This is a genomic window from Saccharopolyspora sp. NPDC003752 (assembly GCF_053605825.1).
In genome coordinates this window covers 26,074-49,024 of the sequence record NZ_JBSGJZ010000058.1, presented here as the reverse complement: position 1 = coordinate 49,024, position 22,951 = coordinate 26,074, and the positions used below count along the sequence as shown (strand labels likewise).

Annotated in this window: 18 protein-coding genes and 1 tRNA gene; 7 read left to right on the top strand and 12 right to left on the bottom strand. The window is 70.3% G+C overall.

The window, feature by feature from the left end:
- Window positions 1–3: 3 nt before the first annotated feature.
- Window positions 4–345 (bottom strand): hypothetical protein, encoded by a 342-nt coding sequence (locus ACWEV3_RS40110; protein WP_452618913.1) that lies wholly within the window; start codon window positions 343–345, stop codon window positions 4–6.
- A gap of 55 nt (window positions 346–400) precedes the next feature.
- Between ACWEV3_RS40110 and ACWEV3_RS40105 the strand changes: the two genes are divergently transcribed.
- Window positions 401–1,807 (top strand): MFS transporter, encoded by a 1,407-nt coding sequence (locus tag ACWEV3_RS40105; protein WP_452618912.1) that lies wholly within the window; start codon window positions 401–403, stop codon window positions 1,805–1,807.
- Window positions 1,808–1,824: 17 nt separating this feature from the next.
- Window positions 1,825–2,313, top strand: coding sequence for a pyridoxamine 5'-phosphate oxidase family protein (locus ACWEV3_RS40100; RefSeq protein ID WP_452618911.1), 489 nt, complete (start codon window positions 1,825–1,827; stop codon window positions 2,311–2,313).
- A 171-nt stretch (window positions 2,314–2,484) separates the two neighbouring features.
- Here the strand turns inward: ACWEV3_RS40100 and ACWEV3_RS40095 are convergent, their stop codons facing one another.
- The 3 genes from ACWEV3_RS40095 to ACWEV3_RS40085 all read right to left on the bottom strand — a co-directional run bounded on the left by ACWEV3_RS40095 (window position 2,485) and on the right by ACWEV3_RS40085 (window position 5,071).
- Complete coding sequence (locus ACWEV3_RS40095) at window positions 2,485–3,018, bottom strand: hypothetical protein (protein WP_452618910.1); 534 nt, start codon at window positions 3,016–3,018, stop codon at window positions 2,485–2,487.
- A gap of 367 nt (window positions 3,019–3,385) precedes the next feature.
- Complete coding sequence (locus ACWEV3_RS40090; RefSeq protein WP_452618909.1) at window positions 3,386–4,747, bottom strand: SGNH/GDSL hydrolase family protein; 1,362 nt, start codon at window positions 4,745–4,747, stop codon at window positions 3,386–3,388.
- 123 nt (window positions 4,748–4,870) lie between these two features.
- A complete protein-coding gene (locus tag ACWEV3_RS40085) occupies window positions 4,871–5,071 on the bottom strand; it encodes a hypothetical protein (protein ID WP_452618908.1) in 201 nt (66 codons plus the stop codon).
- 55 nt (window positions 5,072–5,126) lie between these two features.
- On the opposite strand from ACWEV3_RS40085, the gene ACWEV3_RS40080 reads away from it, so the two are divergent.
- Window positions 5,127–5,507, top strand: coding sequence for a hypothetical protein (locus tag ACWEV3_RS40080; RefSeq protein WP_452618907.1), 381 nt, complete (start codon window positions 5,127–5,129; stop codon window positions 5,505–5,507).
- Between the two features lie 9 nt (window positions 5,508–5,516).
- On the opposite strand, the gene ACWEV3_RS40075 is transcribed toward ACWEV3_RS40080, so the two are convergent.
- Window positions 5,517–5,590: transfer RNA gene (locus tag ACWEV3_RS40075), tRNA-Thr, on the bottom strand.
- 231 nt (window positions 5,591–5,821) lie between these two features.
- Between ACWEV3_RS40075 and ACWEV3_RS40070 the strand changes: the two genes are divergently transcribed.
- Window positions 5,822–7,255: a hypothetical protein gene (locus ACWEV3_RS40070; protein ID WP_452618906.1), complete on the top strand. Its 1,434-nt coding sequence runs from the start codon at window positions 5,822–5,824 to the stop codon at window positions 7,253–7,255.
- 53 nt (window positions 7,256–7,308) lie between these two features.
- Here ACWEV3_RS40070 and ACWEV3_RS40065 read toward each other — a convergent pair whose 3' ends face one another.
- Window positions 7,309–9,654, bottom strand: coding sequence for a helix-turn-helix domain-containing protein (locus ACWEV3_RS40065; protein ID WP_452618905.1), 2,346 nt, complete (start codon window positions 9,652–9,654; stop codon window positions 7,309–7,311).
- Window positions 9,655–9,845: 191 nt separating this feature from the next.
- Here ACWEV3_RS40065 and ACWEV3_RS40060 point away from each other — a divergent pair, with 191 nt between their 5' ends.
- Together ACWEV3_RS40060 and ACWEV3_RS40055 are read left to right on the top strand one after the other, a co-directional pair.
- Complete coding sequence (locus ACWEV3_RS40060) at window positions 9,846–10,922, top strand: alpha/beta hydrolase (RefSeq protein WP_452618904.1); 1,077 nt, start codon at window positions 9,846–9,848, stop codon at window positions 10,920–10,922.
- 84 nt (window positions 10,923–11,006) lie between these two features.
- Window positions 11,007–11,246, top strand: a complete 240-nt coding sequence (locus tag ACWEV3_RS40055; RefSeq protein ID WP_452618903.1) for a hypothetical protein — start codon at window positions 11,007–11,009, stop codon at window positions 11,244–11,246.
- 66 nt (window positions 11,247–11,312) lie between these two features.
- On the opposite strand, the gene ACWEV3_RS40050 is transcribed toward ACWEV3_RS40055, so the two are convergent.
- The 6 genes from ACWEV3_RS40050 to ACWEV3_RS40025 all read right to left on the bottom strand — a co-directional run bounded on the left by ACWEV3_RS40050 (window position 11,313) and on the right by ACWEV3_RS40025 (window position 20,068).
- Complete coding sequence (locus ACWEV3_RS40050) at window positions 11,313–12,536, bottom strand: DNA polymerase III subunit delta' (RefSeq protein ID WP_452618915.1); 1,224 nt, start codon at window positions 12,534–12,536, stop codon at window positions 11,313–11,315.
- A gap of 63 nt (window positions 12,537–12,599) precedes the next feature.
- Window positions 12,600–12,932, bottom strand: a complete 333-nt coding sequence (locus ACWEV3_RS40045; RefSeq protein ID WP_452618902.1) for a hypothetical protein — start codon at window positions 12,930–12,932, stop codon at window positions 12,600–12,602.
- A gap of 63 nt (window positions 12,933–12,995) precedes the next feature.
- Window positions 12,996–15,866 (bottom strand): type I DNA topoisomerase, encoded by a 2,871-nt coding sequence (gene topA, locus ACWEV3_RS40040; protein ID WP_452618901.1) that lies wholly within the window; start codon window positions 15,864–15,866, stop codon window positions 12,996–12,998.
- 179 nt (window positions 15,867–16,045) lie between these two features.
- The gene (locus tag ACWEV3_RS40035; protein ID WP_452618900.1) at window positions 16,046–16,639 is read right to left on the bottom strand and encodes a hypothetical protein; all 594 of its coding nucleotides are present in this window, start codon (window positions 16,637–16,639) and stop codon (window positions 16,046–16,048) included.
- A 211-nt stretch (window positions 16,640–16,850) separates the two neighbouring features.
- The gene (locus ACWEV3_RS40030; protein WP_452618899.1) at window positions 16,851–17,453 is read right to left on the bottom strand and encodes a hypothetical protein; all 603 of its coding nucleotides are present in this window, start codon (window positions 17,451–17,453) and stop codon (window positions 16,851–16,853) included.
- Between the two features lie 239 nt (window positions 17,454–17,692).
- On the bottom strand, window positions 17,693–20,068 hold the full coding sequence (locus ACWEV3_RS40025) for a sodium-translocating pyrophosphatase (protein WP_452618898.1): 2,376 nt from the start codon (window positions 20,066–20,068) through the stop codon (window positions 17,693–17,695).
- A gap of 443 nt (window positions 20,069–20,511) precedes the next feature.
- On the opposite strand from ACWEV3_RS40025, the gene ACWEV3_RS40020 reads away from it, so the two are divergent.
- Window positions 20,512–22,890 carry a DEAD/DEAH box helicase gene (locus tag ACWEV3_RS40020; RefSeq protein ID WP_452618897.1) on the top strand — a complete coding sequence of 793 codons (2,379 nt, stop codon included), beginning with the start codon at window positions 20,512–20,514 and terminating at the stop codon, window positions 22,888–22,890.
- The last annotated feature ends 61 nt before the right edge of the window (window positions 22,891–22,951 follow it).

The window sequence follows — 22,951 nt, the reverse complement described above, 5'->3', positions numbered from 1 at the left end:
CCGCTACCCGCACCGCCACGCAAAACGAGGTTGGAAAGACCCCATTGAAATCGAACCTTCGATTTCAATGGAAATTGCGGACGACCTGGGGAGACCTGCGGAGCGGATGTTGGCGACGACGTCGGGGACCAGGATGCGGCCGAGGAGCGTGCCGTCCGGGTCGTAGCAGTGCACGCCGCCGTCCATGGCTGCGGCCCAGAGCCGGCCGGCGTCGTCGAAGCGGAGGTTGTCGGTGCGTGAGGCTCGCCGCCGCATGCCAGGAACTTGAGGAAGCGATGTCCCCGGCGGGAGACCGGTAAGCCTGGCTGAACGAATGTCGAGATCTTCGCCGTTGTTCGCCCGCACGCCTCGGCAGATCGTGTTGGTACGAGGTTTTTTCCAACGAGAACGAGGAATTCAGATGCGTGCGCGCGACTGGGGAGTGCTCTTCGCCATGTGCGGAGCGATCTTCCTGGAAGGCATCGACGTGGCGATGCTCAACGTGGCCCTCCCCGCCATCAGGGCCGAACTCGGTATGTCCACCGGCGAACTGCAGTGGGTGATGAGCGCCTACGTCCTCGGCTACGGCGGGTTCATGCTGGTCGGCGGCCGGGCCGCCGACCTCTTCGGACGCCGCCGGATGTTCGTCTTCTGGCTGGCCGTCTTCCTGCTCTTCTCCGGCCTGGGCGGGCTCGCCTCCGAAGGCTGGATGCTGATCGTCGCCCGATTCGTCACCGGCGTCGCCGCCGCCTTCATGACCCCGGCCGGGCTGTCCATCATCACCACCAGCTTCGAAGAAGGCCCGCAGCGCAACAAGGCCCTGCTGATCTACTCCGGCACGGCGGCCGGTGGCTTCTCGATCGGCCTGGTCGTCGGCGGCCTGCTCACCTCCGTCCACTGGCGGTGGGTGTTCTTCGCACCGGTCGCGATGTCGTTGCTCATCCTGGTCGCCGCGCTCGCCCTGGTGCCCAAGTCACCGCGCCCCGAACGGACCGGCCAGCGCATCGACCTGGCCGGCGGCATCACCATCACCGCCGCCATCGTGCTGCTCGTGCTCGGCGTCGAACGCGCCACGCACACCGGAATCAGCTGGACGCTGGGCACGTTCGCCGCGGGGCTGGCCTTCCTCGCCGCCTTCATCGCCATCGAACGCCGAGTCGCCGCGCCACTCGTCCGGCTGGGCATCTTCCGCTCCTGGGCGGTGGTCCGCGCCAACGCCATCGGGGTGCTCTTCGTCGGCGCGTTCTTCGGATTCCAGTTCCTCGTGGTGCTGTACCTGCAGGAACTGCGCGGCTGGTCGACGCTGCAGACCAGCTTCGCGATGATCGTCATCGGCCTCGACGCCGTCCTCTCGCCCACGCTCACCCCCAAGCTGGTCAACCGGTTCGGCAATGCCCGGGTGACCTTCGGCGGGCTGCTGCTCGCCGCGCTGGCGTACGCGCTGTTCCTGCCGGTCGGCGCGGACTGGGCGTACCTGATGATGCTCCCGAGCCTGATCCTGCTGAGCCTCGCGTTCTCGCTGGTGTACGGCCCGCTCACCATCGTCGCCACCGACGGGATCAACGAGGCCGACCAAGGTCTGGCGGGCGGGCTCCTCTACACGTCGTTCCAGTTCGGTGCCGCGCTCGGGCTGTCCACGGTCACGGCCGTCAACATCGCCGCCACGGCCTCCGAAACCCCGGCCGCGATGCTCGACGGCTACCACGCGGCCCTCGTCGTTCCCCTCGCCGCCGCGCTGATCGCCGGCCTCATCAGCGCGTTCGGGCTGCGATCCCGCAAGAGCCCGGCTGTCGAGCCGGACGACGCCAAGATCCTCACCACGCACTGACCGCACAGGAGCCCGGCATGACCACCAGGACAACCGACTTCGCGGACGTCCAGGACACGTTCAACAGCTACCTCCGCGACATCAAGTACGCCACGATGATCACCGTCGACAGCCGGCACCGCCCCCGGGCCAGGGTCCTGCTCCCGGTCTGGGAAGTCGTCGACGGACGGCCGGTCGGCTGGCTCGCGGCCTACAAGACGCCGATCAAAACGGCGCACCTCGCCAACAACCCGCACACGACGTACTCGTACTGGAACCCGCGCCAGAACGCGGTCTTCGTGGACAGCACCTCGGCCTGGGCGGACGACGAGGAGTCCAAGCGCCACGCCTGGAACGTGTACGTCGAAGGAGGCCCACGAGGAGTGGGCTACGACCCGATCCACTACTGGCGAGGAGGCCCGGGGGACCCGGAGTACGCGGTGATCCGGATAACCCCCTGGCGAATCCAACTGGTCCGGGGAACGGACCTCCACACCACGATCTGGCAACCAGAAAAAACCGGCTGAACCAGGCGCCCAAGCACGGTCGGCTCGCCCGAACCCGGCGAGCCGACCACTCACGTCGGCTCTCCGGTCCGCCCGACCAAAGAGATTCAGTGCGCTTCTTGACCGGAAACCGCCCTTGAGCGTCGTCCGCCGGACCGTTCGGAGGCACGAACTCGCTGCGATGGGACTGGGTCAGGGCTGGTACCGCGCGGCGATCTTGATGACCTGGCCGCTCTCATCGAACCAGATCTTGGCCGACTGGTTGTCCTGCTGGATGAAGTCATCCAAGGTGATCGGCACTACCCCCAGCCCCTCCGAGTCGAGCTGGGGCTCGGCGGTCGGCGTGGCGCCTTCGAACGGGCTCAGCAACTCGACATCCGGAGCGAGCGCGACCACCTGAGTCGGTCCGCCTGCGCTGACCGGGCGGGGAGCCGCCATGGAGGAGTCGTCCCACTTGCCTTCGACGTAGAAGACCATCCAGTCCCCGTTGTCCTTGGCGAACTCCAGATCGACGGCAATGTCAACGGTGTACCTGTTCGAGGCGATGACGTCTGCCCCGGCGCCCGTCTCCGAACTGGCCGTACCCCCGGCACTCGCGACGCCTGCCGCCGGTCCGGGCGGGGTCGATGCCGACTGCCCGGCCAGGGACGTGCACCCGCTCACGAACACCGCCGCGGCCAGCAACCCACCGGGAATCAGAACGGCCATACGACTGATCTTGCGCATCTGTCTCTCCTGCAACCGGGTTGTTCTCCGACTCTTCGATCAAACAGACGTGCCGGGACCACGGCGGTTGTCAGCAGTCGGAAAAACGATCATCCACCCCCGGACCCACTGCCCGAACGGGCATCGCGGGTGCATGGAGAGCCAGGATCGTGGGGAACGGCTGGCCAATGAGCCTCCCCGCGGGGCGGCTTGGCGCGTCCCGCGCGCCGTGGCGGCGCGGTTGACTTCGGGGCACATCCTCGCGATCGACCGTTCCGCAAGGCGATCGCTCAACTCAAGACGGCCTCGGCCCAGGAGATCGCCTCGGGCCGCATGAGCATCCGGCAGATCACGGCGGAAGATTTCGTGCTGGAACCCAAGCTCAACCTCAGAGCTGGTCGAGGTCGATGCTGTTCGTGATCGCGTGGTACCCGGTGTCGGTCGGATGCAGGCGGTCGTCGTAGACGTAACCGGGCCGGGGCAGCCCTTGGCGTGCGGGGTCGGCCATCACCCGGTCGAAGTCGATGACCGAATCGAACTCGCCGCCGGTCCGAATCCATTGGTTGACCTCGGCGCGAACCTCGTCGGCCGCGTCCTGGTCGTAAGGCATCGGGAAGCCCCGCAACGGAATGATGGTTGCGCCGACCGCCTTGACGCCGCGGGCGTGCGCAGCCCGGATGAGCTCCCGGTAGCCCTCGATCATCCGTTGCGCGGAAATCTGGCCGTCCGGGGGGAAACAAGGCTCCGGGCTGGTGAGGTAACCGCCCAACAGATCGTTGCCGCCCAACTCGATGACGACGGTTCGAACGCCCGGCCGGGACAGCACGTCCCGCTGGAACCGGGTGAGAGCGGCTTCCCCGTAACAAGGTGAGTCGGACAGCAGCCGGTTACCGGCGATCCCGGCGTTGGCCACTGCGGTCGGGCGATGTGCTTCGGCAAGACGCTCGGCCAGGATGTCTGGATACCTGCTGTTGGCGCCGGAGGTCGAGCCGACCCCGTCGGTGGCGGAGTCGCCAAAGGCGACCACCGTGTTCCGCTGCGGCAGGGCGGGGTCGGAGGTCTCGACCGCGGTGAGGTAGTAGGTGGACTCAGTGGACTCGGTGTAGGCATCACCGCCACTGTCCTGGAGGTGGTCTCCGACGGCGCGGTAAGACGCGACCAACCCCATCCGGTGGAAGGTCGCCGGGCCGGTGGGATCGGTGAACCGCAAAGTCACCGCCAGCTTCTCCAGCGGCGTGGTCGGCAGCGGAACCGGATCGCTTACCAGTTCCTGACCTGCCGGGATCACCGTGGCCGGAGCACCGGCGAAGGTGAGCGTTCGCATGGTGTCGGGCCACACCTGGGCGTTTGCGCCATTAGCCAGGCCGGGCCGGGCCGGATTGGCCGTGCCCGGCAAGCCGACCGTCGCACCCGCCACCCGCAACGGCGAACTGCCGTAGACGTTGGACAACCTGATCCTGACCTGGGAACCGCCGGTGCTGACCCGGACCACCTGGCGAAGCGTCTGGTCGGCGAAGCCCTGCTGCGACCAGTTCGGCCCGAGGTCGTCGTTGCCGGCCACCGGTCGTTGAGCCGACGTCGCCCACGCCACCGCCCACTCCGAGCCGGTGCCGGCTGCCCCGGCGGCCGGTTCGGTGGCCGACGGCGACGCGCAACCGACGGCACCTAGCAGCGAGGTTCCGACCAGCACCGCCCCGGCGAGTGCCGTGACGATCCCCGGCCTTCGCCGGGACGTTTTCGAGGTGGGCATGGAAGCAGCTCCTCCGTGTCGCTGGCGCCCTGTCGGCAGGGCGGTGACCAGTACGACTGATCCCACCGCTTCACCGACCGGGAGTCATTACGGCTGCTACCCGAATCTCGGGTATGCCTGGCCCTACCCGTCGCGAGCCATGGTGATCGGTGCCGGATGTCTCGGTTCGTCCGTCGAGGGCGAACCGCATTGAACCGTCCACAATGAAATCATTCTGGCCGGCTTGATCTCTTTTTCCCGGTTCAACGCGGTCTTGATGGCTACCTTGAGGCGGTAGCGCTCGCTGCGAGCGTTTTGCGCGAGCGCCCCGTTGGCGTCCTGCACGATGCCGCACCGCCAGATCGATAGGCGCCGACCGAGCCGGTGCGAGTCCGGGCTTGTGATCCCCAACAGCAAGGGCGGCGTGCTCCACTACAGCAACTTCAAGCGGGCCGTCTCTGCGGCCGACCTGACCGGCGTCACACCGCACAGCCCCCGGCACGCCTACGCCTTGCGGGCGGTTGCAGTCCGGCGTGCCGATCGAGGCTCTGTCGAAGCTTCTGGGCATGCCTCCGTGCTAACCACCGAGCGGTATGCCCACCTTGCTGACACCCAGTGGGACGCCTTCGGCGAGCCGCAGGGACCGCGGCCAACACCGTTCGATCAGGACGCCACCGACGAGCTTGCCGCGAACGCTGCACCACGCTTGCGCCCCGAAAACGACACTGCGGCGGGAGCCGAGATCATCGATCTCTTCTCCCGCCGCAGGTCAGCGGGTTGACCGCTGCTGAGCCGCCTAAGGGAATCGAACCCTTGACCTACGCATTACGAGTGCGTCGCTCTAGCCGACTGAGCTAAGGCGGCGTTGCGTGGTCAAGTGTAGCTGGCCCGGGCCCGAGGTCGTTCTCGACCCCCACCGCTCCGCATCCTCCAGGTTTTCCCTGGTCAGGAACCCGGCCAGGGAATTCCGGTACCCCGGCTCCCGGCAGGATCCCACCTCTTGCCGAGGGCTCTCGCCAACTTCTTCCGTCACCTCCTGGGATTCGGCTCGTTGGATCGGCAGTGATTCCTGTCACGCGATCGGGAGGTCGCCGGATGCGGGCTCTTCGCCGCTTCAGCACGTGTTCCGCCGTGGGGCTGGCCCTCGCCGGGTTGTCGTTGCCCGCCGCCTTCGCGCAGAGCACGCCGCCGACCACGCCCATCCCCGCGCCCGAGAACCCCGGGCAGCCTCCGGCGTCCGAGCCGACCTCGGCTCCCGGTCCGATCGTCGCCGATGCCGGCACCATGGTCGGGATCGTGCGCATCCTGCCGGACACCGTGCCGACCGACTCCATCATCGACGATCCCGAGTTCGAGGAGCAGTTGCCCAAGCAGTCCGTGGCCGAGGCCGGGATGGGCCGGGCGATCGCGCAGGCGAACTCCACCGCGTTCTTCGCCCACGAGCGGGCCATCGCCGAAGCCTCGCCGTTCGGCGTGGCGCTGTTAGGCAAGACGCCGCAGATGCCGACCGGGCTGGCGCAGACCGCGCTGCCCGATCACGCCGCGCCGACCAGCGGCGGTCTCCCCATGCCCGCGTCGCCGACGGATCAGCTGGTCAAGCTGAGCGGCTTGGACGGCAGCGTGCACGCGCGCTGGGACGAGCAGACCGGGCCGTGCGTGTCACCGATCGCCGATGCCCGGATGTCGCTGGGCAGCGCTTCGGCGGTCAACGCGCTGCCCGGCGGGCTGTCGCTGGACGGGCTCCTGAGCGGGGCACCGACCGCGGACGGCACCGGGTCCTTGCTGCACGTGCCGGATGCCGTCAACGCGCATTCCAACGTGCAGCTGGTTTCCGTCGCCGGGCAGACCGGCAAGGCCGTGCAGTCGACCTCGACGCTGCAGGTTGCGAGCGTCCGGCTGTTCGCCGGGACCTCGCAGGAGATCCGCGTCGACGTCGTCGGCGAGCCCCGGCTGGTCGCCACGGCCACCGGCGACCCCTCGACGTCCACTGTGGACTACAAGGCGCCGGTGCTGCGGGTCAGCCAGGGCGGCGAGGAACTCGGCGTGCTGGATGCGGCGCATCCGGACCTGGACCTGCCGCTGCCCGGGCTGGACCAGCGGATCGTGGACGCCGGCGTGCTGCGGATGAGCGTCGGGGAAATCCGGCACGACGTCGTCGGCACCGAGGTCCGGGCGGCGGCGAAGCTCTTCGACCTGCAGCTGCTGCGCGGCCACCCGGTGGGGCTCCCGACTTCGCTGGTGCAGATCACCTTCGGCGAGCAGATCGCCCGCGCCGAGGCTCCGGCGGGCGGCGTGGACTGCGACGGCTCGGCGGCGGTCGCGCCGCCGGCGGGGACCGGCCCGTCGGCCCACCTCCCGGACGTTCCGCCGCTCGCCCTGACCAGCAGCTCGTACTACGTGATCCCGCTGTTCTGGACCGGCACGGCGCTGCTGCTCCTGGGCTCGATCCTCATCGCCGCCCTCCCCCGCCGCGGCTGTCCGCCTGGAACGCAGGGCGTCGATTTCGCGCGAAATCGACGCTCCTCGTGAGGGGCGGGTGGCGATTTCGCGCGAAATCGCCACCCCAGCCCGGCCCGGCGAGTTCAGGTGGCGGCGGGGTGGTTCGTCCGGGTGGCGGGGTCGAGCCGGGCCGGGGTGGCGTGCTGCGCCCGGTAGGCGCGGCCGAGGTGCGCTTGGAGCCGGGCGTGCCGGAACTGGTGGACGGCACCGGCCTGGCGCAGCACTCCACGGTCGTACGCGTCGTCCAGGAAAGCGATCACCTGCCAGGGAAGCCGGCCCGTCAGCGGCAGCCAGACGCGCGCCAGGAGAACCCACTGCCCCCAGGCGGTGAACGCCGCCGCGTAGGCGATCGCTCCGCTCGTCCCGCCCACTGCGCCGATGATGAGCCCGTCGAGCAGCGGCCAGTTGAGCGGTCCCAGCGAACCTTGGAAGAGATCGACGACGAGCCGCCCGCCGATGGCGATCAGGAGCATGGCCAGGGGCGCGAACAACGCGGTCTGGCGCACCACCGCCGAACGGTTCGCGGCCAGCATGCCGATCGGGGTGGCCGCGGAGTTGATGTCGAGAGGCGTCTCCAGCACGGACACGAGCGCGAGTCCCGTCCCGAGCGCCAGGCCGAAGATGAGCCCGAACACGAGGAAGTTGACGAGCGTCAGCTCGATCGCCAGGTCATCCGGGATCGGGGTCTCGCTGAGCATCGTGCGCATGAACGTGCTCACCGGCGCGTATCCGAGCGCCACCACGAACCCGCCCAGCAGCCCGGCGCCGAACCTGGTGACGGCGGTGCGGGCGCGGCGGCCGGTTCTCCTGCCCTTGCCCAGCAAGCGCACCCGCATGCGGGACGGCTCGAACCCGACACCCCCGTACACGACCAGAAGCCCGTACAGCAGCCCGAAGGCCAGCCCGAGCTCGGTGCCGGTCATCAAGCCGTCCAGCAGGGCCAACCCGATGCCGAACCCGATCCCGTGCTGGATCGCGTAGGAGGGCAGGAAGACGAGCGCATCGACGACGGCGGTGACGAACGCGGACGCCAGCACGACGGCGAGGATGCGCGACGAGCGGCGCAGCGAGCCGCCGACCAGCCACCACTTGAGATCGCCGGTGCCGAGCCGGTCCAGGTTGTCGGCGAGGTAGCCAAGCCAGTGCCGGGCCCGGTCCGGATCCCAGTTCCGCCGCCCGGCGGACGGCCGCGGGCGGTAGACGGCGGGCACGAAACTGCTCAGCAGGTGGTCTTCGAGGGCCGCCGGCGTCGGGAAGCGGTCGATGTCCAGCAGGTCGGCCGGGTCCTCTCCGGTTTCGCCGTAGACGGTCCGGGCGAGGCCGACCATCAGCGGCGTGCTCAGCACCGCGGCGAGGTTGGCGCTCGCCTCGCTGCCCGGGCGCTCGCGCAGCTCGTCCAGGACGGAATCCCAGGCGGTGCCCCGGCGCGCGGTGCGCGGCAGGTAGTTGATCAGGTCGGCGCGGCCGAGTTCGACCAGCTCGACACCGGCGGCGCCGGCCAGGGCGGTCGCCTCGACGGCCGCGGCGTACTCGTCGGGCCGGCTGGTCAGCAACAGCGGTAGCGACGTGGTGTTGAGCGCTTCCACCGCGCTGCGGTGCAGGCCGTGGGCGATCTCGTCGAACCCGTCGAGGACCGGCAGCACGCGGCCGGTTTCGACCAGCGCGGCGGCCAGCGTCGACCCGTTGGGGGCGCTCGCGACCAGGCCCGGGTAGTCGCGGGAGAGCTGGTCGATCAGCCAGTCCCGCAGCGCGGTGGCCGCCGGGTCCCACGATCCGACGCTGAAGATCACCGGCACCGGGTCGGTGGCGGCGCGGGTCCGCAGGTGGTCCAGGGTGAAGCGCAGCGCCAGGATCGTCTTCCCGGATCCGGCGCGCCCCAGCACCGCCAGCCGGCCGGACGGGATGCGCCGGTAGACGTCCGCGATCTCGGTGAGGTCGCCGGTCAGGTCCAGCGGATCCGCCGTGGATCCGGGCGGCACGCGGCGGATGTTGTCCGGGTGGTCGGTCAGGTCCGCGGACACCGGCTGCCACCGCACCGGCAGCGGGAACGGGTCGTGGATCCGGCGCTGTTCCGCCTCGCGCTGCCAGCGGGTGGCGACCGCTTGCGCGAGTTGATCCGCGGCTTCGGTCAGCGCATCCCGCGGCGCGCTGGGCGGATCGACGTCCGGCGCTGCCCCGGGGACCTCGACGGCGGTGTCCTCGGCAGGCGCGCTGCCGACTCCGGCCAGCAGTTCCCGGTGCTCGTCGGGCGAGAGGTCCAGCGCGTCCGCCAACAGCTTCACCGTCCCGATCCGGGGATCGGTGGGCGAGTTGTTCTCCAGCCGGCGGATGGTGCGCACGCCGACCCCGGACCGCTCCGCCAGCTGCTCCTGCGTCATTCCCGCCCGACGTCGCAGCTGACGCAGTAGCGGACCGAACCGGCTCGTCACTTCGGCGCCTCTCGATGCGGCGTGTCCTGGCTCGGGGACCTTAGCGCGAAGAACGCGAGGACCGGCCGTATTTGGCCGGTTCGTGCCCTGGCCCGCTGACCAGCGCGAACAACATCATCTTCGGCACCGGCCGGCACCCGGCGGCCGGCGCTCGCCGAGGCGGCGAGGTCAGCCTTCGACAGGGGAACCGCATGACCCGTTTCCGGAAATCACTGTGGCGGGCGGTCGCGATGGCGGCCGGCCTGACCGTCGCTTCGACTCTCGTCGCCACCGCCGCGACCGCCGAAACCGAGCCGCCGCGCCTCGACGACGGCTTCGGTCTGACCGTGGTCCGCCAGCCCGAGTGGGTCGACGACGCCCACCGGACGTTCGTCTTCTCCGTGGCCTCCGACCAGGTTCCGAATCCCACGCTGCTGCCGGGCCAGACCGCGGGACAGCACGACATCATGGTCACCCTGCCCGAGGGCTACACCGGCAACGCCGACCGCTATCCGGTGCTGTACTCGCTGCACGGCAACCCCGACCGGGCGAACACCCAGGTCAACCAGCAGATCACCGAGCAGGCGACCAAGGACGCGCCGCTGATCACGGTGCACCCCAACGGGGTTCGCAGCTGGTACTCGAACTGGGTGAACCCCGGCGGGCTGGGGCCGCAGAACTGGGAGAACTTCCACCTCGACCAGGTCATCCCGCTGATCGACGCGAACCTGCGGACCATCCCGAGCAGGGAAGGCCGGGCCATCGCCGGCCATTCGATGGGCGGGTTCGGGGCGTTCCACTACGCCGAGCGCCGGCCGGAGCTGTTCAGCTACGTCGGCAGCTTCTCCGGCGGCCTCGACCTGCTCAACCAGGCGCAGCGGGCGGCTGTGATCGGCACCGAGCTGCTACCGGAGTCGGGCACGCCGACCGTCGCGGTCGATGCGATCTTCGGCTCGCCGGTCTGGCCGCTCGACGGGGTGTGGAACGCGCAGAGCCCCGCCCAGCACGTCGAGTCGCTGCGCGGCATGGGCGTGGCCATGTACACCGGCAACGGCGGCGACCTGACCGCCAACCCGCCCCAGGCCGTCGTCGAGAGCGTGGCCAGGGACACCAACCTGGTGACCGCGGCGAACCTGAACGCCGCCGGAATCCCCCACTACTTCGCGGATTACGGCGACGGCAGCACGTGGGCGCCGGGCTGCACCGGGAAGCACGCCTCGGTGCCGTGCCTGCAGAAGGACATGGAGCACTACGTCTCGCTGATCATGCAGCGCCTCCAGCACCCCTGATCTGCCGCAACCGGGAGTCTGGTCGGTCGGGCGGCGGGGAGGCGCCCGGCCGGCCGGGGCGGCACGCGCTGGGAGAGAAACGGCATGGCCGACGAGAAGTACCGGTACTGGTGCGGGGAATGCGACTACCGGACGCCCTGGCGCACCGAGTCGGCGGGAGCCGAGGAGCAGATCGAGCACTACGACCGCCGCCATCCGGGCACGCCGCCCGGCGGCCGCGTCGAGCTCTGCGCGAAGAAGACCGACGGTGTCGGATGCCTTGTGCTCCTGGCGGTCCTGTTCCTGCTTCTGCTGGCGGCGTTCACGTTCCGGTACTGGCCGTGACGCGATGGCATCGGCGGTGCAAGATCGTTCAGGGCTCCTCGCAGGCCCTGAACGTCCACTGTGGAGTCAGCCGGTGTAGAGGGTGGCGAGCATGGCCTCCACCGCGATGATGGGCTTCACGTTCTGGGTCAGCGCGAGCCGGCATTCCAGGACCGAGTCGAGGCGGCGCAGCGCCGATTCCGACGTCCACTCCCCGGCCGCCTTCGCCACCGAGCGCTCGAAATCCGGGTGGTTGAGCGGCGCCGTCGAACCCGTGCGCATCACCAGCACGTCCCGGTAGAAGCCCGCCAGGTCGACCAGCGCCAGGTCCAGCGCATCGCGCTGGGAACGGGTGGCGCGGGATTTCTGGCGCTTCTCAAGCTCTTTCAGCGCGGCGTTCGCGCCGCGGGTCGCCGACGCCGTGCCCTTGCCGGTGCCGCCCGCGCCCATCGCGGTTTTCAGCTCTTCCTTCTCGGCCTCGTTGCGATCCTCGTTCGCGGTGACCGCTTCCGTCTCGGCCAGCTTCACCAGCCCGGTGGCCGCCGTGAACACGTCCGAGAACCGGCGCAGCCCCAACGGGATACGCAGCACCGACTCGCGCCGCTCCCGCGCCTCCTCATCGGTCGCCAGTCGCCGCGCCCGGCCGATGTGCCCGCCGCACACCGACGACGCCCACTGCGCGAGCTCCGCGTCCACGCCGTCGCGCTCGTGCAGCACCTCCGCGATCGCGCCGGCCAACGGCGTGCGCAGCTGCACCACGCGGCACCGGGAGCGGATCGTGACGGACACGTCCTCGGGGTGATCGGACGGCGCGCACAACAGGAACACGGTCCTCGGCGGCGGCTCCTCCACCGCCTTGAGCAGCGCGTTCGCCGCGCCCTCGGTGAGGCGGTCGGAATCTTCGATCAGCACGATGCGCCACTGGCCGGTGGTCGGGCGCCGCGCCGCGGCCTGCACGAGAGCCCGCATCTCCGCGACCGAGATCGACAGGCCTTCGGGCGCCACCAGGCGCACGTCGGCGTGCGTGCCGTGCAGCACCGTCCGGCACGCCGGGCAGTGCCCGCAGCCCGGCTGCTCGGCATCGGAGCACTCCAAAGCGGCGGCGAAGGCACGGGCCGCGATCGACCGGCCCGAACCGGGCGGCCCGGTGAACAGCCACGCGTGCGTCATCGAACCCGGCGGAACCGGCTCGCCCCGCACCTGGCGGTGAGCAGCGCGCACGGCGGTGTAGAGCGTCCGCACCGCGTCGGGCTGCCCGACGACCTCCGCCCACACCCCGGTGCTGGGCACGTCCGGAGCGTCGGTTTGCATCACGTCGCCTCCAGTACTTCGCGAACACCCAGACTGTACGGGGCGGCACCGACCGGCCTGCGGTCAACCGGAGAACGCTTCGAGCACCCGGCGCAGCACCGCCAGGGCGACGAGCACCGCGACGGCCAACACGATCAGGAAGCCCACGACCGCCCCGGGCGTGCGGCGCGGCCTCTCCCCCGGCGGCTCAAGACGAGGTGTCTGGGGGCTGGCCGCCGGAGCGCGACGGCGCCGAATCGGCCTGCGCACGTCCTCCGCCGTACTAGGCGGCGTCCAGGGCTGCGGCGGCGCGGTCCGCTGCTGCGGCACCGCGAACGTGCCGAACAGGGCATCCGGACGAACCGGCAAGGGCGGCAACGGTTGCGTGCCGTCGAGACCGTGCAAGGCATCCCGCATGTCCGCCTCCCCGAGGCTTCCGGTAATCGGAAGTCTCCGCCTCGGGGCGGCGGAACACCAGGATCAGGACGACTTCGAAGTGGAACTCGCCCGCTTCTTCGCAGCCGTCGTCTTGGACGCCGTCGACTTCGCCGCGGTCGTCTTCGAAGCCGTCGTCTTCGACGCGGTCTTCTTGGCCGGGGCCTTCTTCGCCGGCGCCTTCTTCTTCGCCGGGGCCTTGGCCCGCCGCTCCGCGAGCAGCTCCACCGCGCGATCCATGGTCAACGACTCGACGTCATCGCCCTTGCGCAGCGAGGCGTTCGTCTCGCCGTCGGTGACGTACGGGCCGAAGCGGCCGTCCTTGATCACCAGCGGCTTGCCGGTGTCCGGCTCCTCGCCGAGCTCCCGCAGCGGGGCCGCGGCCGCCCGCCGACCGCGCTGCTTCGGCTGCTCGTAGATCTTGAGCGCCTCTTCCAGCGTGATCGAGAAGATCTGGTCCTCGGTCTCCAGCGACCGCGAGTCCGTGCCCTTCTTCAGGTACGGGCCGTAGCGGCCGTTCTGCGCGGTGATCTCGTTGCCGGACTCCGGGTCCTTGCCCACGACCCGCGGCAGCGACAGCAGCTTCAGCGCGTCGTCGAGCGTCACGGTGTCCAGCGACATGTGCTTGAACAGGCTGCCGGTGCGCGGCTTGTTCTTGTTGCCCTCGGGCAGGACCTCGGTGACGTACGGCCCGAACCGGCCTTCCTTCGCGACGACCTCGTGCCCGGACTCCGGGTCGGTGCCGAGGCTGCGGCCCTCCATCGGGGTGGCGAACAGCTTCTCCGCGATCTCCACCGTGAGCTCGTCCGGCGGCAGGTCGTCCGGCAGGTTCGCGCGCTGCGACGAACTGTCGGCGAGCGTCCGCTCCAGGTACGGGCCGTAGCGGCCGACCCGCACGTAGACGGTGCGGTCCTCGTCGTCGTTGAACATCGGGATGGAGTTGATCTCCCGCGGGTCGATCTCCTCGACCCCGGAACCGACCAGCTTCTTCAGCCCGCCCGCGCGACCGATGGAGCCCTCCGGCCCCACATCGCCGCCGAAGTAGAAACCGGACAGCCAGCTGGTCCGCTCCTCGCGCCCTTCCGCGATGCGGTCCAGCTCGTCCTCCAGCGCGGCAGTGAAGTCGTAGTCCACCAGCCGGCCGAAGTGCTTCTCCAGCAGCCCGACCACGGCGAAGGCGATCCACGACGGGACGAGGGCGGAGCCCTTCTTCCAGACGTAGCCGCGCTCCTGCACGGTGCTGATGATCGACGCGTAGGTCGACGGGCGCCCGATGCCCAGCTCTTCCATCGTCTTCACCAGGCTGGCCTCGGTGAAGCGCGGCGGGGGGTTGGTGGTGTGCCCGTCCGGCGACAGCTCCGGCGCGGTGATCGCCTGGTCCTGCACCAGCTGCGGCAGCCGCGACTCGGCGTCGTCGGCGACCCCGCCGGCCTCCGAGTCGACCGCCTCGACGTAGGCCTTCAGGAACCCGGCGAAGGTGATCGTGCGACCGGACGCGGCGAACGTGCACTCCTCGCCGCTGGTGGCGGTGCCGGTGATGCGCACCGACAGCGTGGTGCCCTTCGCGTCGGCCATCTGGGACGCGATGGTGCGCTGCCAGATCAGCTCGTAGAGCTTGTAGCCGTCGACGTCGTTGCGCAGCTCGCCCGCGACCTCGCCAGGGGTGCGGAAGCTCTCGCCCGCCGGGCGGATCGCCTCGTGCGCCTCCTGGGCGTTCTTGACCTTGCGGTTGTACTGCCGCGGCTGCGGCGACAGGTACTGGTCGCCGTAGAGGTCCCGGGCCTGGTTGCGCGCCGCGTTGATCGCCGTCTCGGACAGCGTCGTCGAGTCGGTACGCATGTAGGTGATGTAACCGTTCTCGTACAACCGCTGCGCCGTGCGCATCGTGCGGTCGGCCGAGAACCGCAACTTGCGGCTGGCTTCCTGCTGCAGCGTGGAGGTCATGAACGGCGCGTACGGCTTCCGCGTGTACGGCTTCTCCTCGACGCTGGACACGTGCAGCTGCACGTCGGCGAGCGCCGCGGCGAGGCTGCGCGCCTCCTGCTCGGTCAGCACCCTCGTGTCGGCGTTCTTCAGCCGCCCGTCCGGGCCGAAGTCGCGACCGGTGGCCAGCTTCGCGCCGTCCACGTTGACCAGGCGCGCGCCGAAGCGACGCGGCGAGGCGTCCGCGCCGGCGTCCATCGTCGCGGAGATGTCCCAGTACTCGGCCGGGACGAACCTGATCCGCTCGCGCTCCCGCTCGACCACGATCCGGGTCGCCACCGACTGCACGCGGCCCGCCGACAGCTTCGGCATGACCTTCTTCCACAGCACCGGGCTGACCTCGTAGCCGTACAGCCGGTCCAGGATGCGGCGGGTCTCCTGCGCGTCCACCAGGTCGTGGTCCAGGTCGCGCGGGTTCGCGGCGGCCGCCTGGATCGCGGATTCGGTGATCTCGTGGAACACCATCCGGCGCACCGGCACCTTCGGCTTCAGCGTCTCCAGCAGGTGCCAGGCGATCGCCTCGCCCTCGCGGTCACCGTCCGTCGCGAGGTAGAGCTCGTCGACCTGCTTGAGCGCGTCCTTGAGCTCGGTGACCGTCGCCTTCTTGTCCGAGCTCACCAGGTACAGCGGCTCGAAGTCGTTGTCGACGTCGACGCCCAGCCGGGCCCACGCCTGGCCCTTGTACTTCTCCGGCACGTCCTTGGCGTTCTTCGGCAGGTCCCGGATGTGGCCGCGAGAAGACTCGACGATGAAGTTCGAACCCAGGTAGGAGGCGATCTTCTTCGCCTTCGCAGGCGACTCGACGATCACCAAGCGCCGACCCGCGGAGCCAGCCCCGTTGGGGGACCCCGAAGCCCGGCCGGTCCCGCCGGCCTTCTTCGTCCGTGTCGACCCAGCCACGCTTACCTGCTCTCTTCTTCCGGAGGCTTCCATTGCACCCGGTGCTACCCGACAAGTTCCTCAGTGTGCCCCTTATGCGCCGATTCGCAGCACGCCGGGAAGGCACAGGGTTGCACATAACACGCTGAGACTCGTCCACGTCTTCTTGTACGAACGTATCGGGTGACGGTGGTGTTCCGTTGCGTGACCTGGCGTGATGTGCGTCAAACCGGTCAGGACACCAACGGCCACGTTCGCTCGATCGCACCATCGGGCATCGGACCGACGAGCTCGGCGAGGCGGTTGAGCCCCCGCCGACCGGTCACGCGCAGCGCCGGTCCGCCGGCGCGCGGGCCGACCGGCTTCGCCGGGAGGCCGCAGCCGCGCAGCGCCGTGACCAGCGGCGCATGCGTGTCGGGCGCGTGCGGATCGAGCCCGAGGCGGTAGCCGGTGGGCTCGGCGGAGCCGGCGGTCAGCGCCCAGAGCCGGAGGGCGGCGCCGTCCGGGACGAAGTCCGGCGGGACCGACTTCACGGCGCCGCGCAACCAGCGGGCGGCGAGGCCGGTGAGGTCGGCGCGGAAGGCGGTGCGGATCAGCGGACGGCCTTCTTCGGAGCGGCCGAGCTCGGCCTCCACGCCGCGTTCGGCGCAGGCCGCGACCAGGGAGCGGGCGCGCCATTCGGCGTCGACCACCACGGACAGCCGGGCCGCGGTGCCGCGACCGAAACCGACCGCCTGCCCCGGACCGCACAGCATGCCCGCGAGGTCGGCGACGTCTGGCTGCCGCGCCTCGGCCGAGTAGAAGGACAGCTGGTCCACGGCCCGCATGCTAGAACAGCAGTTCGACCTTGGCCAGCACATCCACCCGTTTGGTCACGGGTCCACCGCAGTTTCAATTGAAACCGACCCCCCCACGAGCACCAGACGACAGTTTCAATTGAAACCGTCATCGGGGTTGTGAGTTGGAGCGAACGGCCTGTTCGCCTCACGAATCGAGGTGACAGGCCGTTCGCGTCACCATCCAGCCCGGTGGCCGTTCTCAGCGCGGGGGTTGCTGCTGGGGCGGGGCGAAGAACTGCTTGCACTCCGGGGCCTGCTGCGAGGCCGCCTTGAGCTCCTCGTTCCGGTCCAGCGCCGCCAGCTCGTCCTTGAGGTCCAGCTGCTGGCCCTTCTGCAGCTCCTGCTGCATCGCGGCCATGCCCTCCTGGAAGCTCTGCTCGTTGGTCGGATCGACCTGCTTCGCCTTCTCGGCCGCCGACGCCAGCAGGTCGCGGACCTGCGTGAAGCCCTGCTGGAAGCCGTCGTTGACCGAGTCCGCGCCCGCGATCGGCGCCGGCCCGAGGGCCCGCAGGCCGTTGATGGTGTCGTCGGCGGAGCGCACCGCCGAGTCGATGCGTTCGGTCACCGTCTGCTTGACCGTGGCCGTGTTCGTCTTGTCGATTCCCGGCAGCTGCTTCTGGGAGGTGGCGAAGTCACCCACCAGCCCGCACATCCGGCCTGCCCACGCGACTCCCTCCGGACTCGGGGCGGCCGGCTTCGGCGGCGGGGCGGGAGCGGGGGCCTGCGCCGGGCCTGCCGCGCACCCGGCGAGTGCCAGCGGGACGGCGGCGAGCACCGCGATGGACGTCGAACGGATCTTCATGCGCACTCCTCGCAGAGATCGGAGTTGCCTTCGGCGTGCGCTCGCAGACTCTTCCCCACCGCCTACTGCGCCCTGGAAGGCGGGGTCGCCCATCCGGCGAAACCCCAGCGCACGAAAAGGGCGCCGCCCCGCTCGGGGACAGCGCCCTTCCAGATCCGCACCGCCGGCGCGATCGGAGCGAACGGACTGCCCGCCTCGGCAACCGAGGTGAACGGTCCGTTCGCTTCGCCGCCGACGCGTCAAGCCGCGCCGTTGACCGCCTTGTCGTCCGAGGTGGATGACTCCGCGATCGCCGTGGAACGGCGCTTGGAGACCACCACCGCCACGATGATCACCACGACCGCGACGGCCGCGATGACGCGCCCGACCACCGGGTTCGCGTCCGCGCCCACGGTGAAGGTCACCACGGCCGGCGCGATCAGCACCGACACCAGGTTCATCACCTTCAGCAGCGGGTTGATCGCCGGACCGGCGGTGTCCTTGAACGGGTCGCCGACGGTGTCGCCGATGACCGTGGCGGCGTGCGCCTCGGACCCCTTGCCGCCGTGGTGGCCGTCCTCGACCAGCTTCTTCGAGTTGTCCCACGCCCCACCGGAGTTGGCCAGGAAGATGGCCATCAGGGTGCCGGTGGCGATGGCGCCGGCGAGGTAGCCCGCCAGCGGGCCGACGCCCAAGCCGAAGCCGACCGCGATCGGCGCCAGCACCGCGAGCAGGCCGGGCGTGGCCAGCTCGCGCAGCGAGTCGCGGGTGCAGATGTCGACGACCCTGCCGTACTCGGGGCGCTCCGAGCCGTCCATGATCCCGGGCTTGTCGCGGAACTGCCGCCGCACCTCGTAGACCACGGCCCCGGCCGCGCGCGACACCGCGTTGATCGCCAGGCCCGAGAACAGGAACACCACGGACGCCCCGATGATCACGCCCACCAGCACGTCCGGCGCGTAGACGAAGAACGTGGAGGCGTCGATGTGGCCGGCCACATCGACCAGCGCGGCGCCGATCGCGTCCGTGTAGGACCCGAACAGCGCGGTCGCGGCCAGCACCGCCGTGGCGATCGCGATGCCCTTGGTGATCGCCTTGGTGGTGTTGCCCACGGCGTCCAGCTCGGTGAGGATCTTCGCGCCCTCGCCCTCGACGTCACCGGACATCTCGGCGATGCCCTGCGCGTTGTCGCTGACCGGGCCGAAGGTGTCCATCGCGACGATCACGCCGACGGTGGTCAGCAGGCCGCAGCCGGCGAGCGCGACGGCGAACAGCGCCACCGGCAGCGAACCGGACAGCAGGAACGCGCCGAACACCGCCGCGCCGATGATCAGCGCGGTGTACACGGCGGACTCGAAGCCCACCGACAGGCCCGAGAGGATCACGGTGGCCGCGCCGGTCAACGAAGACTTGCCGACGTCGCGCACCGGGCGGTGCTCGGTGGCGGTGAAGTACCCGGTGAGCTTGAGGATGACCACCGCGAGCAGGATGCCGATGATCACCGCGACCAGCGCGATCACCGCCGGGTTGCCGCTGGTGGCGCGGATCTCCTCGGATACGCCGGTGAGCTCGCCGAAGGAGCTCGGCAGGTACAGCAGCGCGGCGATCACGCAGAGCACCGCGGAGATGCCCGCCGAGATGTAGAACGACCGGTTGATCGCGGTCAGCGCGCTCTCGCCGGCACGTGCCTTGGTGATGTAGACGCCGATCACCGCGGTGATCACGCCCAGCGCGGGCACGATCAGCGGGAACAGCAGGCCGTGCAGGCCGAACGCGGCGGTGCCCAGGATCAGCGAGGCGACCAGGGTGACCGCGTAGGACTCGAACAGGTCGGCCGCCATGCCGGCGCAGTCACCGACGTTGTCGCCGACGTTGTCGGCGATCGTGGCGGCGTTGCGCGGGTCGTCCTCCGGGATGTTCTGCTCGACCTTGCCGACCAGGTCGGCGCCCACGTCGGCGGCCTTGGTGAAGATGCCGCCGCCGACCCGCATGAACATCGCCAGCAGGGCCGCGCCGAAGCCGAAGCCCTCCAGCACGCGCGGGGCGCCGCCGGCGTAGACCAGCACCACCAGCGCGGCGCCGAACAGGCCGAGGCCGACGGTGATCATGCCGACCACGCCGCCGGTGCGGAACGCGACCCGCATCGCCTTCTCGCGACCCTCACCTTCCTCGCGGGCGGCCGCCGCGACGCGCACGTTCGCGCGGGTGGACAGCCACATGCCGAGGTAGCCGATGGTGGCCGAGAACGCGGCGCCGAACAGGAAGAAGATCGATCGCCCGATCGTCTCGCCGGTGCTCTCCGAGGGCAGCGCGAACAGCACCAGGAACACGATCACGGCGAAGATCGCCAGGGTGCGGAACTGCCGGCTCAGGTAGGCCGAGGCGCCTTCCTGCACGCCCTTGGCGATGTCCTGCATCTTGGCCGTGCCTTGGCCGGCGGACAGCACCTCCTTGATCAGGACGTAGCCGAAGGCCAGGGCGGCCAGGGCGATCACCATCACGGCACCGACGACGACGTAGTCGGCGCCGCCGAGCTCGATACCGGTGGCTTGTTGGGCGAGGTCCATCCGGGTTTGCGAGCTCGGTGGTGCAGCGCCCTGGGCCCAGCCGTGCTGGACCGGGGTGAGCAGGGACATCCGTCCTCCTGGGTTGTGCTCGGTTCAGCACCGGGGCTCCGCAACGCTCGACGGGGCTCCGGTGCGCGGTAGGCGGCCCCGCCCGGTACGGCCGGTGATCGGTTGCTGGCCGTCCGTGGCGACGTCGTGGCTCGGGAGTCTATTCAGGCCACGAGTGGCTTACCTCACGGTGTGATACGCAACTCGTCTCGACGTGGGATTCTGTTACGAAAGAATCGATTCAGATAGGTACTTGATCACCCAATTGGGCAAAGGTTGATTTGGCCCAAACGGGTTACATGGGGTATGAGGCACGACTCCGACGGTCCACCGGGTCGCCGCCGGAGTCAGCGCCTCCGCCCCGGACCGCGGCAAGAACCAGCCGATCGAGCGATACCGACACGGATGCGGGAACCGGGAACGCGTGCGCGGTGCGCGATCGGCGCTGTGCGAGGCTCGCTAGCGTGCGCGCAGCGGACCAGGACAAGGGGCGGCGGTTACTCGACCGCGCGGTAGCCGGCATTCCGGCCGACGAAACACCGTTGCGGCACGTCGCGCACCTGCCCACCCGCCCGGCCCGCACTGCCGACTGGCCGGAGTGGGCCCCGCCGCGGCTGGTGGACGCGTTCCGCGAGCGCGGCGCGCGGGAGCCGTGGGTGCACCAGATCGAGGGAGCCGAGGCGGTCCGGGCCGGCGAGCACGTGGTCGTCGCGACCGGCACGGCCTCCGGGAAATCGCTGGTCTACCAGCTGCCGGTGCTCTCGCGGCTGCTCGAAGACGATCGGGCGACCGCGCTGTACCTCGCCCCCACGAAGGCGCTCGGGGCCGATCAGCTGCGCACCATCGGCGAGCTCGGCATGGCGGAGGTCCGGGCGGCGAGCTACGACGGCGACACGCCGCAGGTCGAGCGGGACTGGGTGCGAGCGCACGGCCGGTGGATCTTCACCAACCCGGACATGCTGCATTACGGCGTGCTGCCCGGGCATGGCCGCTGGGCGCGGTTCTTCCGGCGGCTCAGCCACATCGTGGTCGACGAGTGCCACACCTACCGCGGGGTGTTCGGCTCCCACGTCGCGCTGCTGCTGCGCCGCCTGCGCCGCGTCGCGCAGCACTACGGCGCGGACCCGGTCTTCGTGCTCGCCTCGGCCACCGTGTCCGACCCGGAATCACTGGCCGAGCGCCTGACCGGCGTCTCGTGCCGCGCCGTGACCGACGACGGGTCACCGCGCGGGGCCCGGACGGTCGCGTTCTGGGAGCCGCCGCTGCTCGACGAGATGATCGGCGAGAACGGCGCCCCGGTGCGCCGGGCGGTCGGCACCGAGGCGGCGCGGATCATGACCGAGCTGGTCATCGAGGACGCCCGGACGCTGGCGTTCATCCGGTCCCGGCGCGGCGTGGAGCTGGCGGCGCTGTCCGCGCAGCGCGCGCTGTCCGAAGTGGACGAATCGCTCGCCGCGAAGGTGGCCGCCTACCGCGGCGGTTACCTGCCCGAGGACCGCCGCGAGCTGGAACGTTCCCTGCTCTCGGGCGAGCTCCGCGCGGTGGCCACCACCAACGCGCTGGAACTCGGCGTCGACATCTCCGGGCTCGACGCCGTCGTGGTCGCCGGGTATCCCGGCACCCTCGCGTCCTTCTGGCAGCAGGCCGGACGCGCCGGGCGGGACGGCGACGGCGCTCTGGTCGTCTTCGTCGCGCGAGACGATCCGCTGGACACCTACCTGGTGCACCACCCGTCCGCGGTACTCGAGCGCCCGGTCGAGGCGACGGTGCTCGACCCGACCAATCCGTACGTTCTCGAACCGCACCTGGCCTGCGCCGCCGCCGAGCTGCCGCTCGACGAGGACTCCTTCGACGTCTTCGGCGGCGAACCGGCGCGGCGGGCCGTGGCAGCGCTCACGGCGGACGGGGTGCTGCGCAAGCGCCCGCACGGCTGGTTCTGGACCTCCCGCGAGCGTCCACATCGGAACGTCGAGCTGCGGGGCGCCGGCGGGCATCCGATCGCCGTCGTGGAAGGCGAATCCGGGCGCATGCTCGGCACCGTGGACCCGGACTCGGCCTGCGGGACGGTGCACCCGGGGGCGGTCTACCTGCACCGCGGCGAATCGTTCGTGGTGGACGAGCTGGACCTGGAGACCGGGATCGCCCTGGTGCACGAGGAAAGCCCCGATTGGACGACCTCGCCCCGCAACGTGGTGGACATCTCGGTGCTGCGGACCATCGAGCGGCACGACACCGGACGCGGCGTCACGGTCTGCCTCGGCGAGGTGGAAGTCACCTCGCAGGTCGTCGGCTACCTGCGGAAACGGCCCTCCGGGGCGGTGCTGGACCAGGTTCCGCTGGACCTCCCCGCGCAGACCCTGATGACCCGGGCGGTCTGGTACACGGTCGGCGACGAGCTGCTGGTGGGCAGCGCGCCGGGGGGCGCCGGGCTGGATCCGGCGCGCATCCCCGGCGCGCTGCATGCCGCCGAGCACGCGGCGATCGGCCTGCTACCGCTGTTCGCGACCTGCGATCGATGGGACATCGGCGGGGTTTCCACCGCGCTGCACGCCGACACCGGGGAGGCAACGGTGTTCGTGCACGACGGTCATCCGGGAGGGGCCGGATTCGCCGATCGCGGTCATGCCGCATTGGTCCCATGGTTGGCCGCGACGCGGGAAGCGATCGCTTCCTGCGACTGCCCGGCGGGATGCCCGTCCTGCGTCCAGTCGCCGAAGTGCGGGAACGGCAACGAGCCGCTGGACAAGGCGGGGGCGGTGGCTGTTCTCGATGCGGTGTCGGCCGCGCTCGGGGGCGGCGCCGGCGGATCGGCTGGGCTGCACGACCGTCCACAAGAGAGCTGAGCACGAAGGGCTGGTGCGTGCTCGGAGGAGACGCGTTCGGTCGTGTCGGGGAGCCCGGGCG